The organism is Clostridium sp. UBA1652, from assembly GCF_002320975.1.
Taxonomy (GTDB): domain Bacteria; phylum Bacillota; class Clostridia; order Clostridiales; family Clostridiaceae; genus Clostridium_T; species Clostridium_T intestinale.
In genome coordinates this window covers 30,696-50,950 of record NZ_DCLI01000085.1, presented here as the reverse complement: position 1 = coordinate 50,950, position 20,255 = coordinate 30,696, and the positions used below count along the sequence as shown (strand labels likewise).

The 20,255-nt window shown below is 30.3% G+C and carries 18 protein-coding genes and 1 pseudogene; all 19 read right to left on the bottom strand.

The window, feature by feature from the left end:
* Positions 1 to 207: 207 nt before the first annotated feature.
* A complete protein-coding gene (locus tag B3N22_RS18030; protein ID WP_286909234.1) occupies positions 208 to 429 on the bottom strand; it encodes a DUF1659 domain-containing protein in 222 nt (73 codons plus the stop codon).
* Positions 430 to 488: 59 nt separating this feature from the next.
* The gene (locus tag B3N22_RS18025) at positions 489 to 1,193 is read right to left on the bottom strand and encodes an N-acetylmuramoyl-L-alanine amidase (protein WP_286909232.1); all 705 of its coding nucleotides are present in this window, start codon (positions 1,191 to 1,193) and stop codon (positions 489 to 491) included.
* 195 nt (positions 1,194 to 1,388) lie between these two features.
* Complete coding sequence (locus B3N22_RS18020; protein WP_286909230.1) at positions 1,389 to 2,141, bottom strand: RloB family protein; 753 nt, start codon at positions 2,139 to 2,141, stop codon at positions 1,389 to 1,391.
* Complete coding sequence (locus B3N22_RS18015; protein WP_286909212.1) at positions 2,132 to 3,388, bottom strand: AAA family ATPase; 1,257 nt, start codon at positions 3,386 to 3,388, stop codon at positions 2,132 to 2,134. The genes B3N22_RS18020 and B3N22_RS18015 overlap by 10 nt, the downstream gene beginning before the upstream one ends.
* 190 nt (positions 3,389 to 3,578) lie before the next feature.
* Positions 3,579 to 5,234 carry an SWIM zinc finger family protein gene (locus B3N22_RS18010; protein ID WP_286909210.1) on the bottom strand — a complete coding sequence of 552 codons (1,656 nt, stop codon included), beginning with the start codon at positions 5,232 to 5,234 and terminating at the stop codon, positions 3,579 to 3,581.
* 463 nt (positions 5,235 to 5,697) lie between these two features.
* Positions 5,698 to 7,287, bottom strand: a complete 1,590-nt coding sequence (locus B3N22_RS18005) for a type I restriction-modification system subunit M (protein ID WP_286909208.1) — start codon at positions 7,285 to 7,287, stop codon at positions 5,698 to 5,700.
* 30 nt (positions 7,288 to 7,317) lie between these two features.
* Positions 7,318 to 8,463 (bottom strand): restriction endonuclease subunit S, encoded by a 1,146-nt coding sequence (locus B3N22_RS18000; protein ID WP_286909207.1) that lies wholly within the window; start codon positions 8,461 to 8,463, stop codon positions 7,318 to 7,320.
* 45 nt (positions 8,464 to 8,508) lie between these two features.
* Positions 8,509 to 11,721, bottom strand: a complete 3,213-nt coding sequence (locus B3N22_RS17995; RefSeq protein WP_286909205.1) for a type I restriction endonuclease subunit R, EcoR124 family — start codon at positions 11,719 to 11,721, stop codon at positions 8,509 to 8,511.
* Positions 11,721 to 12,293, bottom strand: coding sequence for a restriction endonuclease subunit S (locus B3N22_RS17990; RefSeq protein WP_286909203.1), 573 nt, complete (start codon positions 12,291 to 12,293; stop codon positions 11,721 to 11,723). The genes B3N22_RS17995 and B3N22_RS17990 overlap by 1 nt, the downstream gene beginning before the upstream one ends.
* A 241-nt stretch (positions 12,294 to 12,534) precedes the next feature.
* A pseudogene (locus tag B3N22_RS17985) lies at positions 12,535 to 12,681 on the bottom strand (DUF1016 N-terminal domain-containing protein); the annotation flags it as partial.
* Positions 12,682 to 13,052: 371 nt separating this feature from the next.
* Entirely contained in the window at positions 13,053 to 13,754 is a 702-nt protein-coding gene (locus B3N22_RS17980) for an HAD family hydrolase (RefSeq protein WP_286909478.1), read from the bottom strand.
* A gap of 43 nt (positions 13,755 to 13,797) precedes the next feature.
* Entirely contained in the window at positions 13,798 to 14,433 is a 636-nt protein-coding gene (locus B3N22_RS17975; RefSeq protein ID WP_286909201.1) for a bifunctional 4-hydroxy-2-oxoglutarate aldolase/2-dehydro-3-deoxy-phosphogluconate aldolase, read from the bottom strand.
* Positions 14,433 to 15,518, bottom strand: coding sequence for a mannonate dehydratase (uxuA, locus tag B3N22_RS17970; RefSeq protein ID WP_286909199.1), 1,086 nt, complete (start codon positions 15,516 to 15,518; stop codon positions 14,433 to 14,435). The genes B3N22_RS17975 and uxuA overlap by 1 nt, the downstream gene beginning before the upstream one ends.
* Before the next feature lie 12 nt (positions 15,519 to 15,530).
* Positions 15,531 to 15,983, bottom strand: a complete 453-nt coding sequence (locus B3N22_RS17965; RefSeq protein WP_021802732.1) for a PTS sugar transporter subunit IIA — start codon at positions 15,981 to 15,983, stop codon at positions 15,531 to 15,533.
* Positions 15,984 to 15,986: 3 nt separating this feature from the next.
* A complete protein-coding gene (locus B3N22_RS17960; protein WP_286909196.1) occupies positions 15,987 to 16,874 on the bottom strand; it encodes a hypothetical protein in 888 nt (295 codons plus the stop codon).
* Between the two features lie 30 nt (positions 16,875 to 16,904).
* The gene (locus B3N22_RS17955) at positions 16,905 to 17,408 is read right to left on the bottom strand and encodes a PTS sugar transporter subunit IIB (RefSeq protein ID WP_286909194.1); all 504 of its coding nucleotides are present in this window, start codon (positions 17,406 to 17,408) and stop codon (positions 16,905 to 16,907) included.
* Between the two features lie 23 nt (positions 17,409 to 17,431).
* Complete coding sequence (locus B3N22_RS17950) at positions 17,432 to 18,289, bottom strand: PTS system mannose/fructose/sorbose family transporter subunit IID (protein ID WP_238904953.1); 858 nt, start codon at positions 18,287 to 18,289, stop codon at positions 17,432 to 17,434.
* A 15-nt stretch (positions 18,290 to 18,304) separates the two neighbouring features.
* On the bottom strand, positions 18,305 to 19,135 hold the full coding sequence (locus B3N22_RS17945) for a PTS mannose/fructose/sorbose/N-acetylgalactosamine transporter subunit IIC (protein WP_238904951.1): 831 nt from the start codon (positions 19,133 to 19,135) through the stop codon (positions 18,305 to 18,307).
* Positions 19,136 to 19,145: 10 nt separating this feature from the next.
* On the bottom strand, positions 19,146 to 20,249 hold the full coding sequence (locus B3N22_RS17940) for an iron-containing alcohol dehydrogenase family protein (RefSeq protein ID WP_286909190.1): 1,104 nt from the start codon (positions 20,247 to 20,249) through the stop codon (positions 19,146 to 19,148).
* Positions 20,250 to 20,255: the final 6 nt, after the last annotated feature.

The window sequence follows — 20,255 nt, the reverse complement described above, 5'->3', positions numbered from 1 at the left end:
CTTCCCTTGTCCTTACATTAAGTAAACCTTCTATATTTATGATTAACTCACTCCTTTTGTTTTCTTATTATTAGTATATCAGCAAAACCCTGACAACCACTGTCATTTTTATAAAGAATTAGCCCCATCAAAATCTTAAAAGAGTTTGATGGGGCTAAAAATGAATCCAATGAAGCTTTGAAGACCAAGCTTCTACAGCAATAAGGGTTACAACCTTATTAGCTCAAATTTATTTTCTTTTGAAACTCTATAGGTCTGTGTATCTATTACTTGTCCTATAGCATTTCCTACATCATATAAAGCTTCATCTGTAGCATCTTCAGATATTTTTGAATATCTTTGCTTCTTGTAGACATCTTTTCCTTCTTTATCTAGTCCGCTTTTATATTCTACAACTAAAGCTAATGAAGTTAAAATTGATTCTGTCATATGACTCGCCTCCTTTCATTTTAAATAGAATTTTTGTCTATCTTTCTTATATTGTTTAGTTACTTAACTCTTATTTTTTGACCAGGATATATTAAATCTGGATTTTCAATATTATTTATAGCTATGATTTCTTTTACTGTTGTGAAGTAAATCTTTGATAATGTCCATAAGTTATCGCCTTTTTTTACTACATGATATAACCCCTCTTCTTTTGACTGATTGCTTTCTTCATTATGGATACTAAAAGCCTTTTTAATTCCTCTAAAAATTGCAGCTGCCATAGCCTCAGAGTTATAAATTTGCATATCATGTTCACTATCGCAAAAGGCACACTCAATAAGAATTGCAGGCATTTTAGTATTCTTTAATACAAAGAGATCACCTCTGATTTTTACCCCTCTGTCTCTAAACCCTAATGAAGCAATCCCAGGAAGTATTACTTTTGCAATATCTATCCCCTTACTGCCTGGATAACAAAGAATCTCACATCCTTGTGCTCCTGGAAAAGCATTATGATGAATAGATATAAAGAAATCCGTATTATGATTATTAGCTATAGCTACTCTCTTGTTTAAAGAGTCATAAAGACTTGAAGCACTACTAGGTAAACATTTAATAACCTCAATACCTGCACTTAAACATTTCTCAATTAATTTACTACCTACCTCAAGATTTAACTTATCCTCTGACTTAATCCCAGATGCCCCTAGGTCATAACTGCAATTATGACCAATATCAATGGCTAGTTTTAATACATTACTCAATCTATCAACCTCCTCACACAAAATATATGTCACTTTCCAAAAAATTGCTAAGTTAAAAGAGGATAAAATAGAATTTTATTTTAGATATTCAAATTTAAGTGGAACATAAGAAAAGAACTAAGGGATGTAGCAAGTTTTGTGTGGAAACAAAACTCTCTACATCCCATTTTTTGAGATTTTTATGATTAATCCTTATTAAGTGCTGTGATTTAATAATTCTATATATTTAACTAAATCATTAACATTTGTAAATGGATTGCTTCTGACAACATTATTAATATCAAGATTAAAAGATTTTTTATTATACTCAATTAAAGTTTTACCCATAGCTTCATGATGATGTTTTAACTTATCACAGTTGAGAATTGCTAATTGAGTATTCTCGTGTACAATATTATATACATTTCTGCTTTTTTCATAATCTTTCAACGGTGTATCTTTTTCTATTCTATTTTTTACATCATTATAAGCTTTAAAGTTAGCAGTTGTATAAATATAATGAAGCAAATACCATATTTCAAAACAAGGATTTGAAATTCCTAAGTTAATTGAAGTATTCTTATTTTTCTCAAAAGATTTTGCTTTTTTATATGCTTTTTGAATTTCGTCAATTCTATTTTCTATAGGATTTGCATTATTGTAGTTTAAATCAACATCAATTAAACACCAAACTCTGTCTCCATCTGCTTCAGCTATATCATACTTAGTTTCTACACAATCTATAGCTTTTTCCACCAAGTTTATTGGATCTGTTTTTCTTGATTTATTCTTCCCCACAGAACTTTTATCTGCTAATTTTATATCAACATTCACGTATTTCCCATTACATTCTTTAAAATAATTAACTTCTGTATCTTTACCTTCTGAAATAATTAAAATAGTAGGTCTTATCTTACGTTTCTTTCTACCTTCTCTTGATAATTCTCCTATATTTTTTCTTATTGCCATAGAAAACCTCCTTTGATATATGGAATTGCTCCATATTTACCTTGTAAATATCCTTTTTCTATGGCAGCATCCTTCCTCACTGAAAAATCATCTAATGAATATAAGTCAGTACTATTATTGTCTTTTTTCTCTGTAAACCATATTTGGTCTCTTCTGAAAATATCTTGATCTAATAAATTTGTGTCATGAGTTGAGAAAATGAGTTGTGCATTATTCTTATTTATAGTCGGGTTATGGAATAATTCTACTAAAAACTTAGTTAAATGTGAGTGAAGTCTTACATCTAATTCATCAACAACTAATGTTAATCCCTCATCTAAAGCTTTAATCCAATACCCCAAAAGACCAAAAAGTTTCTGAGTACCATCAGACTCATTTAATAAATCAAACTCCACAAGCTCATCACTATCATTCATTTTATGAACAGTATTTACATTAATAAGCTTATTATTTTTAGACTTAAAAAGACTTTCTTTAGCTTCATCACTTAAAAATTTTAACAAAGGATTATCATCTTCATTTATATCTATCTCAGTAAAGGTAATGTCTTCTATATCTCTTACAACACTCTTTAGTAAACTTTTTACCCTCTTACTTACTGATTCATCTTTTTTCATTAAATCTATAGTTAAACTTTCTAGATTCTCTCTAAATATTAAAATTCTTAGGTTATCATTTATCCATTTAAAAGGAATTTGTGCCTTATCATATTCCCATACACTTAATGTAGAAATAAATAATTTATTATCTGAATGAAATTTTTCTTTAATCTGGGTTTGTTTTTCAATGTCATTAGTAAATTTATAATTTACTGTATCAGTTCTTTCAAATATTATACTTTGCCTTCCATTTGGATAATAATACAAATACTCATCAACCACTTTGTCTTCTGTAGCTGAAAATCCGTAGGCATATCTTACTTCATTGATTATAAAAATTAAATCAAAAGCACTAGGCTTGTCTAAGCAGGCCCTCTCTAGTTTAAATGGCTCAACATCAATTTTTTTACCTCGCTGCATTTCATGTGAAGTTCTAATAAAGTATGATAAAAATCTTATAGCTTTTAATACATTAGTTTTTCCTGAACCGTTAGCCCCATATATAACAGCAGTCTTTAAAAAATTTAATTTCTTATCTATATTCTCAATTACATTGTTATCATGTGAATTATCCTTTGAAGCCACCATACTTAACGTTACTTTATCATTAATTGATAAATAATTTTCAACACTAAATTCTACTAACATAATTTCTCCTCCATTCAACCTACAAGATATTCTTAATAGATATTATGATCCTTTTCTTATATTATAATCATATTTTTGTGAATTTTCCACAATATTTAAAAATAATTTCTTATTTTTATAGCATTAATTCAAAATCTATAGAGAAAAGTATGTCCATGCACTAGCAAAAATTCTAAAGCTTACTCCTTTTTCACATTAACTTTCCTAACTCATCTTGAAACGCGGGTCTTTTCCTATATAAAACCTTAAATTCCTTAACTAGTTCCATAGCATTTTTATTTCCAGCTAAAATTTCATATCTTTTAATAACTCCACAGACCTCTTTATAGTGGCTTCTATTAGATGAATAACTTGCTTTTACTTTTATGTAATTTTTATAAATATCAATAACTTCCTCTTTATAATTTACTAAAAGCCTTTTTGCATAATCTTCTATATTATTTGGATTTTTTCTTACGTAAGCCATTATCGCTTCTAAATCATTTTCTTCATTGATAAGTTTTATGTATAAATACCTTTTACCTTTAAGTTCTAACTCTTTCTTTAAATCATTATAAAAGACTTCTTTATCTACCTTAATTAAAGTTTTTAGCTCTCTATAAAATTCAAACTCACCATTTAAAAAGAGCTCCTTTGCTAACTTTTCCTGCTCATCTTTTAGTGAAAGTGCTTTATAGGCTTCATATCTTATTTTTTTCCACTTAAAGACCAAGCCTATATACTCTTCATCCTGTTTTTCTCCCTCTATGGTTAATTGTATTACCTTATCATAATCATTATCTTTCAGACATTTGTTTATAACCTCTTCCCTAAAAGAAGTAAACTTAATGTTTTTTTCTAAAAACTTCTCTATGTCTTCATCAGTCCCATGTCTTTCTATCATGCTAAGTAATAAATGGTTCATTTGCTCAATACTATATTCTTTATTCTCTCTAGTAGAATTAACTTCTATTAGCTGTTCTATCTTTGACTTTAACCTATTTCTAAGTTCTTCAATGTCATCAAATACAGTACATATGTTTAAGAGATCTATTCTGTAAGAATCCCATCCATAAAAAACATTGCTTTCACACTTATCTAATAATTTTTCAAAGACTTTTTTTCTTAAAGCTAGATCTTTATTATCTATCTCACTAGCAATTTCTTCTATAAGTCTCAATGACTCTGAAACTAAATCACCTATATCTCCATTTGAATCATCCGAATATTGAAAAGCTTCTACTGACTCATCTAAAATTAAAAATGCCATATCCATGGCTATCAATGGATTATTCACCCTTCTAACTTTTTCAAATAAATCCATAATTTCATAAGTAAAATATGAAGTTTCTCTATAACTAATATAATCCTTACTTCCTGAATATTTTCTTACGATAGAATCTATTGCTTTTTTGCAGCTTTCTAACTCATGATCTTCATCTACTTTTGAATATCTAAAAATCAAGCTTTCCTTTAATGCCTTATTGCCTTGAGTCATATCTAGTATTATGGTGATGAGTTCCTCTTTAGCAAGGCTACTTAATACCTCTTCTATTCCCATTTTTTTAGTTCTTTTTTGTTTCTTACTCTCTTTTTTATTAAAAAAATCTCTTAATTCATAATAAGCAGCTACTTCATGTTTACATCTTGGTCCAAAATCATAAGGACAATCACAACATGAATCTATTATTTCGCCATTCTTCTCTAGCTTCACATAAACTTCGTAATCATCACTTCCCTCAACATCAAAAATAAATTCACCATCTACACCCTCTCTAGTTTCAATGATATTTCCTTCAACATAATAATCATAACCTCTAGATAAAATTCTTTTATCTATGTATTCTTCAAAATTATTAATGTTCATTTATTTCTCCTCTTTACGTAAATAATTTATGATAGTATTTTAGCATTAATAGGCAAGCTTATCCAACTTTTGCTTTGATCAGAAATAGATAGAAGTCCACAATAATGCTATCAACTTAATTCGCCAGACAGTGTCTGGCAATTTGAATAATACAAATATAAATTTCGCATATTCTGAAGATTTGAACTCGAAAAGCCTTTACCAAGTAAAGAATAACTTCACTCATAAAATTATTTGCAATTTTAATCCTCGGGAATATATATAGATATATTCTTATCTATATAGCTATATAACTATATATAGTGTTTATGCGGCTTTAGAGCGTTTTATAAGTAAAAACAGGTGAAACTCATTAATCTCAACATAAAAAAAATTAGCATAGAGTGAAAACTCTATGCCTTAAATAAATCCTTTAATAGAATGTCTGCGCCCGGGCAAAATTGCTGCCACCTGTAAAAATAATTTAAATTTTTACTCCTAATATCTTCAATTGTTCATTGATCTCGGCTTCAAGCTCAGCAATTTCTTTATTGTCTTGTTCTAAGAGCTTATTTATTTCTTCTAAATCAATTTCTTCTTCTTCTTCAAAAGTATCAACATAACGTGGTATGTTTAAATTAAAATCATTTTCTCTAATTTCTTCAATAGATGCTAAATGAGCATACTTTTCAACATCTTTACGTTCTTTATAGGTTTTTATGATTTTATCAATATGTTCATCTCTTAAATTATTTTGATTTTTATTCTTTTCAAAATCATTACTTGCATCAATAAATAATATATCTTTAGTTTCACGATTTTTCTTTAATACTAAAATTACTGTTGGAATACTTGTTCCATAAAATAAATTTGCTGGTAATCCAATTATTGTATCAAGATAATTTTTACCAATTAAAGTTTCTCTTATTTTCCCTTCTGCTGCACCTCTAAATAAAACTCCATGAGGTAGCACAATAGCCATTGTTCCCGTCTTATTTAAATGATATATACTATGCAATATAAAAGCGTAATCTGCCTTTGAAGCTGGTGCTAACTTTCCGTATTCACCAAAACGTGGGTCTTTTAATTTAGTTTCATCATTATCCCATTTGGCAGAATATGGTGGATTTGCAACTACTGCATCAAATCTACGTGGATGATCAATACCTTTTGGATCTGGACCATCTGGCCAGTCACTTTCTAAAGTGTCAGCATTATTTAATACCATATTATTATAAGATATACCATGCATCATTAAATTCATACGAGCCAAGTTATATGTAGTTGTATTCAATTCTTGACCATAGTACTTCATAGGAGTGCCATTTGGTAATTCTTGACCTACAGTAAGTAATAAAGAACCGGATCCCATTGTTGGGTCATATACACTAAATATTTCATCACATTTTTCTACACCTTCTGTTACTACTTTAGCCAAAACCTTACTTACTTGATGTGGTGTATAGAATTCTCCACCTTTTTTACCAGCACTAGCTGCAAATTGACCAATTAAATATTCATATATTTCACCTAAAATATCTTTGCCATCATTACCTTTGTATTCAATACTATCAACTAGCTTTACTATGTTGTTAAGTGATTTAGCACGTTCATTTGTAGAATTTCCAAGGCGAGAATCTCCTAAATTAATATCATTAAATACTCCACGAAAGTCTTTAACTGCTTCTTTATTCAATTCTGCATTTTTATTGAAGTTATCAAAAATAGTTTGATAGTCACTAGGAATAACTTGTGAATCATTAATTTTATCAATCAATGATTGCCATGTATCCTTTGGAGCAATAGCATAGCCTAAGCTTGCTGAAATATCATGTAAATAATCTTGAAGCTCTGACTCATCTACTTGTGAATTATAGGCTTCATTAATAGACTGTCCCTCTATAACGTCAATAACATTATTCTTTAACAAATACTCCTCTTGATGTTCTGATAAATATCTATAAAACATAAATGCCAATATATAATTTTTGTACTCCGATGCATCCATAGTTCCACGTAATTCATTTGCCATTGCCCATAATTTATTAGTAATTGATTGTATATTATTACTCATTATTTTTATTTCCTTCCTATTTTTAAATTACTATACAAACATCTGTTGTAGAAGTCCCTTCTTCTGTTGTCGTAAGTGTTCTAATTTACGCTGATGAAGGGTGATAATGTTATTTAAACTTAGAATAAATTCTGATATCTTTTTTTGCTCATCAGTTTTTGGGAAAAATGAATCTAGTTTATAAAATGATTTATGACTCAAGTCTGGAATTGTTGAACTCCCAGCACTATTTAGAATTCGTCGATTCATTAATTCAGTTGAAAGTAATTGAGCAATAAAATGCTTATCAAATAATTCTTTATCATATTGAATTTTAAAAAAATTATTGTGAAAACATCCCTCTACATCAGTAACAACGATGCCCGTATTACCTGTTCTAGTCATAAGAATATCGTCTTTATTACATATTACACTTTGAGGTGGATTTTCAATATAATATTTCTCATCACAAGTTGATTTTAAAAATTCATTAGTTATATAGAAATACTTATTTTCTCCTTCTGTTAAAAATCGCTGACTTATTGGTATTTGAAGCCCTTGCGACAATTTGAATATATCTTCAAACTTACGCTGTTCCCAAGGGTCAGTAAATCCAGGAAAACGAAGTTCTGGAAATTTTTCTCCCTCTTTTGGAAACATCTTTTGTAATAACCCCTTCTTCTTATCTTGCAAGTGCTCTAACTTACGCTGATGAAGGGTGATAAGGCTGTCTATATTTTTAAGAAAGTTACCTATTTGTTTCTGCTCCTTATATTCAGGTATCAAAATATCTATGTCATTAATCGCAGCCTTTGATAAACTTGGTACACCTGTTGATTCATCTTTTTGTTTCCAATTTATATTTTGAAAAATATCATAAACAAAATCTAAATCATTATTTTTCTCAGGAATTCCATAAAATAAGGTATCCACAGTCCAAAATGGAGCTCTCAATATGTATGGTCTATCAATTGTCCCCTTTCTTCCAATTCCTATAGCATCTTCTTTATATGATAATGCTTCATTTACACTAAGCATATACCCACCTGTTCCATAAACTGGAATTCCACCTTCTGAAAGGTGTTTATAGTCTCTTCCACTTCTAATATCAACTATATTTCCAAGCTTACGCTGTTCCCAAGGTCCCTCAAATCCTGGAAATCTTATCTTAGGTACATTTTCTTTGTTTTTATCCATTTTATCTCCTATCCGAACTGAATACTAAACCTTCAATTCAAAAAATTAGTAATTCTCTACTTGTTCATCTGCTAATTTATATATAGCATCACGCAAATTATTACGATACTTAATCTTTGATAAACCTTGAATTTCTTCATCATGTGCTAATGTCACATAATTCACTGTTGCTTTTGCAACTATATCTCTTATTTTCCCATTATCGTCCAAATCTTGTAATCCATAATGATGTTTGCTGAATAACTCTCTCATTTCAGCACTTGTTATAATATCTGTAATGCCCCATTTAACTCTAAAGTCTAAAAATGTTCTATCTAAACTTACATTATTAGCTTGCTCTATTATAACATCACTACTTTGTAATTTCATTGGATATTTTACACTAGCACCTGCTGGTGGATAATATCCTTTAATAATAGCATTTGTAGCATTCATAATTTTATTAGCATAATTTCTATCATCTAATCCATTAGCAAATTGGTCTATCTTCTCCTTTGTTTCCTTAGCCTCTTCTTTTTTACCTTCATGAACTTCATTTAATAGTCGTTCCACCAATTCTGTTAAATAATCATAGTCTATTTTAACATCTTTAATATGTGTCATCTTTAATTCAATTTGATAAAAAGGTATATTCTTTTCTTTTGCTATATGTTGCTTTAATTCATTTGTTAAAACTGTTGTAAGCATAACTTCTTGCTCACTTGTCATACCTAACATTTCAACTAATTGATCTGGATTATCATAGTTGAATCCTACTATATTACCATCAACCTCTTCAGAGTTATACTGCTTAAGTTTTGCCATACCAGCATTGTACTCACGTATTAATTCAAGCATCTCTTCCTTTTTCTTCTCTGAAGGTGGTAATTGTTGAAATTCCTTAGTTAAATTACTTAATTTTTCAACTATCTCTTTTACTTCATTAAATACCTCTTCAAAAGGTTTTGCTACTATTCCATCTTTTTCATTAGCTTTACGTTGTTCCTCAGCTGATAAAATTGCAGAATCCTTATTTGCATAAATTGCCAAAGCCTTATTCATAAGCTTCTCATTATGCGCAGGCCAACGATAGTTAACGATACGTCCCCAAGGTTTATCCTGCATGTCTGCAATACGATTTGTTCTTGAATATGCTTGGATAAGCCCAGCCCCTTTTAGTGTTCTATCAACATAAAGAGTATTAAGCTCGGGTGCATTAAATCCTGTTAAAAGCTGATCTACAACAATTACTATATCTAAGTAGTTCTTATCTAATGCACTTCTTTTCAAACGGCTTATAACATCTTGTGTATATCCTGAAACCTCATCCATTCCAAAGTTTGTGTTAAATTCTTTATTGTAAATATTCATGGCCTCAAATAAACCTTTATTAGTTTCTAGCATACTGTTATTATTAGAAGTATTTAAACTAAATGTAACTGCAACCTTCAGTACTTGTCTGCCATTCTTCCTATTTTCATCATTTACCCTTTGAAATTCTCTAAAATACATCATTGCCATTGGTGTACTAGCCTTGCCACCACCTACATGGGTTGTAAATAATGCATTATACTTACCTTCGTTTGAACGATTTCTCCAATTAGTAAAGATATCCTGAACTACAAGTTTGACATGAGCAAGATTTTCATCATAAAAACTTGGTTCAATTGCATCATCCATATCTTCTTGATTTAAATTATTTATTTTTTCTTTTATCTGTTTTTCTGTCCAATTTGGGTAGCGTTCCCTATAAAAAGCTGGTAAGTATTCTTTTTTCATTTCTTCTTCATCAATTGTTGTTTCAAAATCAACCTTAAATCCTAATACATTTCTATCTGCAATGGCTTCACGAATTGTATAAGCATGTAAAAGTGGTCCAAAAATTTCTTCTGTTTTTAATCCTGTTGTAGTTTCATCAAACATTGGAGTACCTGTATATCCAACCCAAGCAGATGTCTTAAAAGCCTTCTGTATGGTTTCAAAATTTTCACTACCAGTTGAACGATGTGCTTCATCTACAATAAATACTATATTTTTATCAGGTGATTTAAAAGATTTACGCTTCACTAAAGTATCAAGCTTTTGAACAGATGTAACTATTATATTATTATCCTTACTTTTTAATTTCCTACTTAAATCTGTTGTATTATTAGTATTTTCAACACTACCAGTCTTATCTTCACTAGAATCTGGGTCATACGCTCTATAATCCTCATTTGTTTGTTTAGTTAATGCTTTTCTATCTACTACAAAAACCACCTTGTCCACTTTTGGCATACGACTTGCAAGCCATGCTGTTTTAAAACTAGTGATTGTTTTACCTGAACCAGTAGTGTGCCAAATATATCCTACTTTATTAGTTCCAAATTCAAAATCTACTTTTTTTATCTTTTCAATTACATTTTGGGTAGCATACACTTGATATGGTCTCATTACCTTTAATGTTTGTTTATTTTTTGTACCATCTAAAATCATGTAGTTAGTAGCCATTTGATGTGCCATTGGGATACTTAACATTGAATCAGCGAACTCTTTCCAATTACGTACAATTGAACTATCACTTTTTCTTTGCCAATTAAAAGCAAAATCCTTATTAAATTTATCAGCTGTAGTATTTGCCATATATTTCACATTATTAGGGGTAATAGCCACTAAAATCTGTAGCGTTGAAAAAATATCACCATATTGATTTTCATCACAATATTGATGCATTTGATTTAATGCTTCATTAACATCATGAGTATCACGTTTTTCTTCTATTTGTATTATAGGCAATCCATTTATTAAAAGCGTTGTATCAAAACGACGATCTTGCTTTCCATTAATAATTGCAGGACGCTTAATTTGATTAACTACTTGATATACTGTATCTCCAGCACCAATTTGTTTTTGATCAAAAACAGTTAAAAATACATGATGTCCATCATCTAAATCAATTTCAATTTGAGATACACCATTAAGTCCATATAAAAATTGTCCTGCTTCATATGGTGTCTTAATATCAGAAATAACCTTTTTAACTTGATTAAACTCAACAACACTTAGTGGATTATCAAGGGTATTTTGATTATTCTTTTCAAGTATTTCTTTAAAATTATTCCAAAGTTGTTCTGTAGTCTTAATCTCTGGTTCATAAGTCCATAACTTTGATTTCACTACATAATCAATATTATTTTCAGCAATAACAAATTGCCCTAATCCCTCTAAATGTTCAGGTTTTGTTATGGCTCCAGTAGTAATATATTGTATTAATTCTGTTTCAAATTTATCCTCTGTCATTATTTAATAACCTCCTCTAAATTAGCTAAAATAATAGTTGATTTAAGTTTAGCTGCCCTATGTTTAAGAGCCTCAAGCCTTAATTGCTTAAAATAGACTTGTCCAATTATTCTTTGCTTATCAATAGATGGCATTTTAGGTATTTCCAGTTCTTTTAGTTGCTTTAGTGTATATTTTAAAACTTGTGATCCTTGTAATCCCATTATAAGCTGTTTCTTTATTATTTTATTTTCATTTATAAGATATACAAGAAACTTTGAATCAATATCCTCTCTAGGTAATAACTTGACATAATTTTGTGTATAAAGATATCCTTCATGATTCTTTCTTATTATAGTTGCCATTCCAGTAATCAAACTAAATATAACATCATTCTCACACAAGGTACTTACCTCATCATATGTTCTTACTTGTTTATTTACTATCCCATCAGAAATAATCCCAACCAAATCATCCGTTAAATCTGTTTGGCTATAATAAATAAATACAGATGCATGTTCATCTAAAGCTTCTGTAATTCTAAATTGAGGTGAACCACTTATAAATTCAACTAATTCATTTAATCTTCTCATAAATACTGTGCCTTTCTCAAATTAATTTTTCTACCATAATACAACGCTACCATAAAAGGAAATTAATTGCAAACATTAAAAATGTAATTTTTTAAAATTACATTTTTAATGTTTATATTATTATATCTTCCAACTTTTCATATTTATCTACTTAGATTTATTCTTTGTATTTATTAGCTCCTAAAATAGAAAATTCCCCAAAACAAATTTGGGGAATTTTCTTATCCTGTGGATATAAAGCTCAATATTTTCTGGAAGTCCTAATAATTCCTTTTGCTTCATCAGAAATAGATAGAAGTTCACAATAATGTGACCAACTTAATTCGCCAGACAGTGTCTGGCAATTTGAATAATACAAATATAAATTTCTCATATTCTGAAGATTTGAACGCCAAAAGCCTTACCAAGTTTATTCGATAATTCTTTAGATAATTTTTTCAATATTTTTTTCTATACTCTCTCTTATATTTCCGTCTTGTTCATTTTCTACAATAGTTTTACCAATATCCCAATAAGCTTTTAATAAATTTTTATTAACTTCTTCAACTCCTTCACAAATCTTTTTAAGACTGCAAAAGCTACATTTTTTATTTCTTCATCATAAATTAAAGAACAACTTCACTCATAAAATTATTTAAAATTTTAATCCTTTGGAATATAGATATATATATTCTTATCTATCTAGCTATATAACTATATATAGTGTTTATGCGGCTTCAGGGCATTTTCCCAATAAAAATAGGTGGATTTTCATGTTGATTATTTTAAATAGTCTATAACTTCTAATAAATTTTTAAAAGTTTCTACATTCTCTGGTATCGTAATAAGAGACTCTTCAGGATTTATTAATAACGGATGTTTTCCTTTGTGTGTTGGTAAATTAGATATGTCATCTGGAATTAGAAAAGCCTTAATATTTCCTTGCAAAGCAGCCTTAATACCTACTATAGAATCTTCCAATACTAAAGCATGTTCTGGTAAAACATTTGCTTTTTCACAGGCCTTTAAAAATATTTCAGGATTTGGTTTTCCATTATGGACTTCATCTCCTGATACAATGATATCAAATACATCTGGCATATCTTCAATTTTAAAATAGTGTTTTATTTTCTCTCTGCTATTCGAAGAAGCCAAAGCTATTTTATAATAATTTTTCTTTAAAAATTCTAACAGTTCTAATAAACCTTTTTTCTTGTATACACGCTTCTCATCACTTAAAATTTTTTCTCTATTTAAAATGATTTTATCTCGCCATTCAGATACAGGAACATCCTTTCCGTATAATTTTTTCATTCCCTCTCGAATCTCGGGCTCTCTACGTCCAGTCAAATAGTAATATACAGAATGATTCACTGTAAAATCAAAATTTTTAGCACCTTCTATATATGCACGATATGCTAGTTGTCCAGTATCAAACATTAACCCATCCATATCAAATATAACTAATTCAGGTTTTTCCATTCTCACATAATCCTCCTTAAAAAAAAAGCCGTGCAATATTGCACTAAGCTTTAATTTGATCAACTAATGATTTTAACAAGTTGCTTGTCTTTTCTTTACCTTCTTCTTTAATCATTTTTTCAGAAATAATAAAAGATCCACCAACTGCTAAAATATAATCGTTACTAACATAATCCATAAAGTTATCTGCATTAATTCCCCCTGTTGGCAAGAATTTAACATCATAAAATGGTCCACTTAATGCTTTAATAGCTTTTAAACCACCATAGATATCCGCTGGAAAATACTTTACAACATTAAGTCCATAACTAACTACTTTTTGAATTTCAGTTGGAGTTGCTGTTCCAGGGAAAACTGGAACCTCATTTTCAATACAATATTCAATTACCTCTGGAATCACAGCTGGAGAAACTATAAAGCTTGCTCCATTTTCAATTGCCTTCTTAGCTTCTTCTAATGTACGTACTGTTCCTGCTCCAACAATCAACTTACCAGATTGTGAAAGTTTATTAATTGCATCTAAAGCAAGATTACTTCTAAATGTTACTTCTATAAAAGGTATATCATTTTGCAAAAGAATCTCTTCCAAATCATCTAAATACTTTAAATCAGTTGCAGTATAAAGTGGTAATAACTTTATTTCTCCTAATTCTTTATATACATCTACATTTACACTCATTACTCTTGCTCCAATCTATTTTCATTTTGAGATTTTGTTATAGCTTCGTGTAAGCCTCTTAAATAAGTGAAACCTAAAGCACGATCATATAAACCATATCCTGGCATTGCTATTTCATCCCAAATTGCACGTCCATGATCTGGACGGATGACTCCATCAAAGTTAATATCTACAAGTGCCTTCATAAGTGTATACATATCAAATGACCCATCAATACTCAAATGAGCAGATTCTCTAAATTTTTGTTCTCCTAAAAATTCAACATTTCTTAAGTGTACAAAATGAATTCTACTTCCTAATTCATTTATTACTTTGACTAAATCTGTTTCTGGATTTGCTCCTAGAGATCCTGTGCAAAGTGTTACCCCATTATAAGGAGAATCTATAATATTTATTATTCTTTTATAATCCTCTAAATTTTTTGTTACTCTTGGAAGATTAAAGATTTCCCATGGTGGATCATCCGGATGAATCCCCATTTTTACATCAACCTCTTCACAAACAGGAATAACTTTTTTTAGAAAATAAGCAAGGTTGTCAAATAAATCATCCTCTGTGATATTTTCATACATTTCCATTAAATCATTAAACTTCTTCAGACGTTCTTCTTCCCATCCTGGTAATTTAAACCCATTAGATTGACTATTTATAAGTTTAAACATATCTTTCGCATCCATGTTTTCTACGACAGCTTGATCAAATAGCAATGAATAACTACCATCTGGATTTTCATGTTTTAAATTTGTTTTAGCCCATCCAAAAATTGGCTTAAAACTATAACATACTAAATGAATATCACATGCTGCTAAATTTCTAATTGTTTGAATGTAATTATCAATATAATGATCACAATCTTTTGTTCTTGCTTTAATTGCATCATGAACCGCAACACTTTCAATGCCAAGTAATTCTAGACCTTCTTTTTCGATTGAATCTTTAAATTCTTTTATTTCATCAATTTCCCAAACATCTCCAGGCAACTTATTTAATAAGGTTCCTACAACCCCATCTGTACCTGGAACTTGCCTGAAATGTTTTAAAGGAATAGAGTCTTTCGCTCCATACCATCTAAATCCCCACTTCATTTTATTCCTCCATCAAAAATCATCATCTTCATCATTATCATCCATATCTACATCTACAGGTGCATGCCATAAACTAATACAGTCTTTTGCTTGTTCTGCAGCTGATTTTGCAACTATTTCTATTTGTGTTCCTAAAATTTGATGATTTATTATTTCCAATAACATAGGTAAGTTAACTCCACCAATAATATAAACCTTGTCTTTTAGTTCTTGCTCTAACTTATTTGTAACAAGAACCGATTGATTATATGGGCTTGCGCTTACTAAATCAACCAATACCAGAACACCATCCCCTTGATTTACTTCTAAAATAGAGCTATTTATCTTCTTACCAAGTTTCTCAACATCATCTCCAGCATTTAAATTTACTGTTACGATATTTTCTGTATTTCCCATAATTACTTCTGCTGCATCTTTGATGCCATCGCTTAAAGTACCATGTGTGGCTATTACAATTCCTAGCATAAATTAATCTCCTTTTATATCTTGATTTAACAATTCTAGTGCCTTAGTAAAATGCTCATAATTTAAATTTTTCTTATTTAATTTTGATTTATCTAAGTAAAACTCTTTGTTTTTATTTATATCTGCACAAAACAAATAATTGATTTGATCTTTAGGCGATACATAACGTACTCCCTTAGATTCAGTAACCTCTTTTTCAAATTGTTGACCCATTACATTTAAAGTGGCATCGGCTCCAATAGAATCTAAATAATAGATCTTTGCATTCTTTTTTACAGAGCTCATTAAGACATCTAATCCTCGACTTCCATAACAGCCTTCATCTATAAATGCATAAGCCACTTTTTTTTGTTTTTGATTCTCTGTTAACATCTGCAGTAAAAAAAGTACTGAAGATGTATTCCTAATTAAATTCCTTCTATTCAACTCACCTTTTGTTAACTTTGATAAAATCACAAAATATCCACCATATATCAGTGCAAGACATGCTGTTTGCACTGAAAATAAAACAAATGGGGAAGAAACCAAGTTCATGTATAAAAGTGTTCCTAAAATACCTAGGAATACCCAAATGAGAGATGAACAAAGAACCGCTTTTGTAGTTTGCTTTTCTTGTTTTTTTCTATCAAACAACACATAATCTCCCAAATAAGCTGGAGGTGTATCATAATAAGTACAAACGATTTGATCTGCCTTTTTAATATCTCCAACATACACATTTCGTGCACTGTATTTTTTTTGATTACTATATTCAATTACGTAAACATCTTTTCTCACTTGTGATATATCTGTTACAAGTGCCTTCAGAAATCTAGTTTTCTCTTTATCGCTATTCCGTGAACGATACATAAAGGAGTACCTAGCCAATCTATCGTTAAAAATATTATCCATGATAAACCTCCAATTATTATTTAGGAAAAATTACTTGAATTTACTAACAACATCTTTTAGTTCTGTTTTAGGAGCAGAAGGAGTAGCTTGGAAATAGATGTTCTCTACTCCATATTTCTCATTCATTTCTACTAATCTATCCACATCTTCTTTGTTTATATAAACAGATTTTGTAACTAATAAATCTTTAGTTGCATCTTTTTGTGCAATACCTCCAATATTCAACTCTTTCATTGGTACTCCATGTTTAACCAAGTCATACATAACCTTTACAGTTTTGGCTAACAAGATACAATTATAATCTTTGAACTGGTATTCATCCCAATAAAATTTAGCTTTCTCTGGCGTAATTACTATTGTTTTTTGTCCAGTACGGCTACCTGCATTTTTATATAACTCTCTCATGAATTTGTCATTTGCTACAACTTCATCCACTACAAAGATTGAATTTACTCCACTCTTTTGTGAAAGAGTCATCATAACTTGTCCATGAATTAAACGTTCATCTACTCTTGCTAAATTTATAACACCCATTTTTTTCAAATCTCCTTTTTATTTTATAGAATTCCAACTCCAGCTAAAACAATTAAAATTAATGTTAACCATAATAATGCTGATGTAACTTTTAACCCTTTTTTATTGTAGAACCAATAAACTCCCATAACTACTGTTAGTGGTAAAAGTCCTGGAATAATAGAATCTAAAATACTTTGGATAACGAATGGTTTCCCTGAAATTGTGAATTGCAAAGTTGAACTAACTTTTACGTAGTTACCTGCTAAGATTCCCATCATATATATACCTAAAACGGATAAAGTGTCAATTGCAGTCTGAATGCCTGCACTTGCCATAAGCCCTGTTGCGTTACGTCCCATATTGAATGCTTGGCGAGAAAAGAATATACCTAATAAAACCTGATAAATTGCAAAACAAACGAATGGGAATAATGCTCCTAATGCACTACCTTGCTGAGCCCAAGGAACTGCTATTGCAATAAATATATATTGTACAGTCCCTGAGTCGATTGCATCACCAATTCCGGCAAGTGCACCCATCAAACCAGCTTTTGTATTATACATCAAATCGTCTTTCATCATTATTTCTGATTTTTCATATTCTTCTCTTGCACGTTCTGATTCCATAGAAGCCATTAAACCAGTAATAACTCCACCACCCCAGCTTAACTGAGTATTGAAAAATAATAGTTGTCTCTTATAAGCAGCTTTTAATGATTCATCATCTTTGTATAGTTTTCTTAAAATTGGCATCATTGCATACAGTAAAGAAGATGCAAGATATCTTTCAAATGAATGTGGAATTTCATTTGCAAAGTGCCATCTTAAATATGCCTTAGTAACATCTTTTTTTGTAATCTCTTCTGGAGCTGAAGCAGCTCTTTTTACACTTTCACTCATTTTATCTTCTCTCCTTTAAAACCCGTCATCGTAATCATCTTCATCTAATGTCTCTGTAGCCTTAGCAGCAGTTGTAATAGGAACATTTTTTCCTTTTTGAGACATGATAAAAATTAAAGCAATCAATAGACCAAACACAGCATAAGTTACCATTGTAATATTCAATGACTTTAATGAAACACTCATGAAATATGCTAGGAAAAAGAATACTAGGTAATCTTTACGTCCAATTACATAAACTGTTGTAGCAATACCAATAGCAGCCAATCCGCCACCAACAACTCCAAGAATATGAAATACAAAAGTTCCTTCTAAAGCATTTATTACATCTGCAATCATTGGTGCCCCAAAATATAAAGCTATGAATACCAGTGGTACAAATAGAGCAAATGATGCAATTGTAGGTAAAAGAATGATTGAACGTTTAATAGCGCCATCATTTAAATCTTCTACAGCTTTATCTGTATATTTACCTAAGAATGTATTGATAAAGAAACGGAATTGATATAAATAACTTCCTAACAAACCAACAGGAACTGCAACAGCAATAGCTGCTTCAGGCTGTAAATTTCCTAACAAAGCAACTGGTACCGCAATAGCAGCTGCAATAGATGGTTCTGATGGCATGGATCCTCCTGGAGAGAAAACCCCCATATAAATCAACTGTAAAGCTGCTGTAACAATCATCGCTTGTCCAACATCTCCCATAACAATACCAACAATCAAACCAGTCATTAAAGGTGAAAATCGAAGTGTTAAGGTTGCTCCTCCACCTAACCATCTTGACATAACCGCTCCAACCCACAAAGCGATTAAAAAACTCTGTAATACACTTAAAGTTTCCATTACTCTTCTTCTACCTCTTTTCTATATATTTTTCTAGCTCAAAAATTGTTTTTTTCAAAATCTCCGGTGTAATTGAAATAGGAATTAAATGAACTTTTTCTTTTGAATCAATAAAACCAACTATATCATCGATAACCTTTTCATCTGCTGGATACAATCCCATACGATTTAGAGATACAGGCAGTTTCAAATCTGAATAGAAAGGCATTAAAGAATCAATCGTAGACCACCTCCCCTCTAGAGCTAACTGGTATAATACCCCATAAGCTACTATTTCTCCATGAAGATATGAATGACTTTCTGGAATATATTTAGCTATTGCATCATGCATTGCATGTGCTGCAGCATTACGGGCATATTTATCTCCTAGTCCTCCACATAAACCTGCAACTGCTATAACAATTTCAGATAAATGTACAAATTCTTCCGAAACTACTTTATTCTCCATATCCTTCATTGCTTTAGCAGAGTGTTTTACAATTGATTCATTACATAACTTTGCAGTATAACCTGCTAATTTCAAAAAGGGTTCGTTCTGTAAATGTTCTTGAGCTAAAATAGAATCTGATTCATACCATTTTGCAATTGTATCTGCCAAGCCTGCAATGAAGTAACGTACTGGAGAATCAATCACTAAATAGGGATCTGTTATCAAGAAAACTGCCTGTCTCATATAATGCTCAGTTTTCCCTTCTGATTCTCCACTTTCTTTATACATAACAGATAAAGGTGTCCATGGTGCACAATTACTAACCAAAGTTGGAACAACACCATATTTAACATTACAAATATGAGCAGCATATCCAACTAGATCTACAAGTTTTCCGCCACCAACTCCAATAATAAAATCGATATCATTTTCTTCAACGATTTGTGATATTAAATCTGCACCATAATAGCTACATTCCCCTGTATATTGATGATATAAAACATTTTGCTCTATAGTTTCTAAAAACTTCATTTTAGGTTTAGTTTTTTCCCAAGAAACTGTTCCATGTACAATTAAGATGTTCTTTGATTTATGTTCTTTTAATAATTCCGGAATAAAATCAATTGCACCTTCATGATACCTATAGAACTCAGGACCAACTTTAACCTTTAAATCTGTCAACATTTTGAT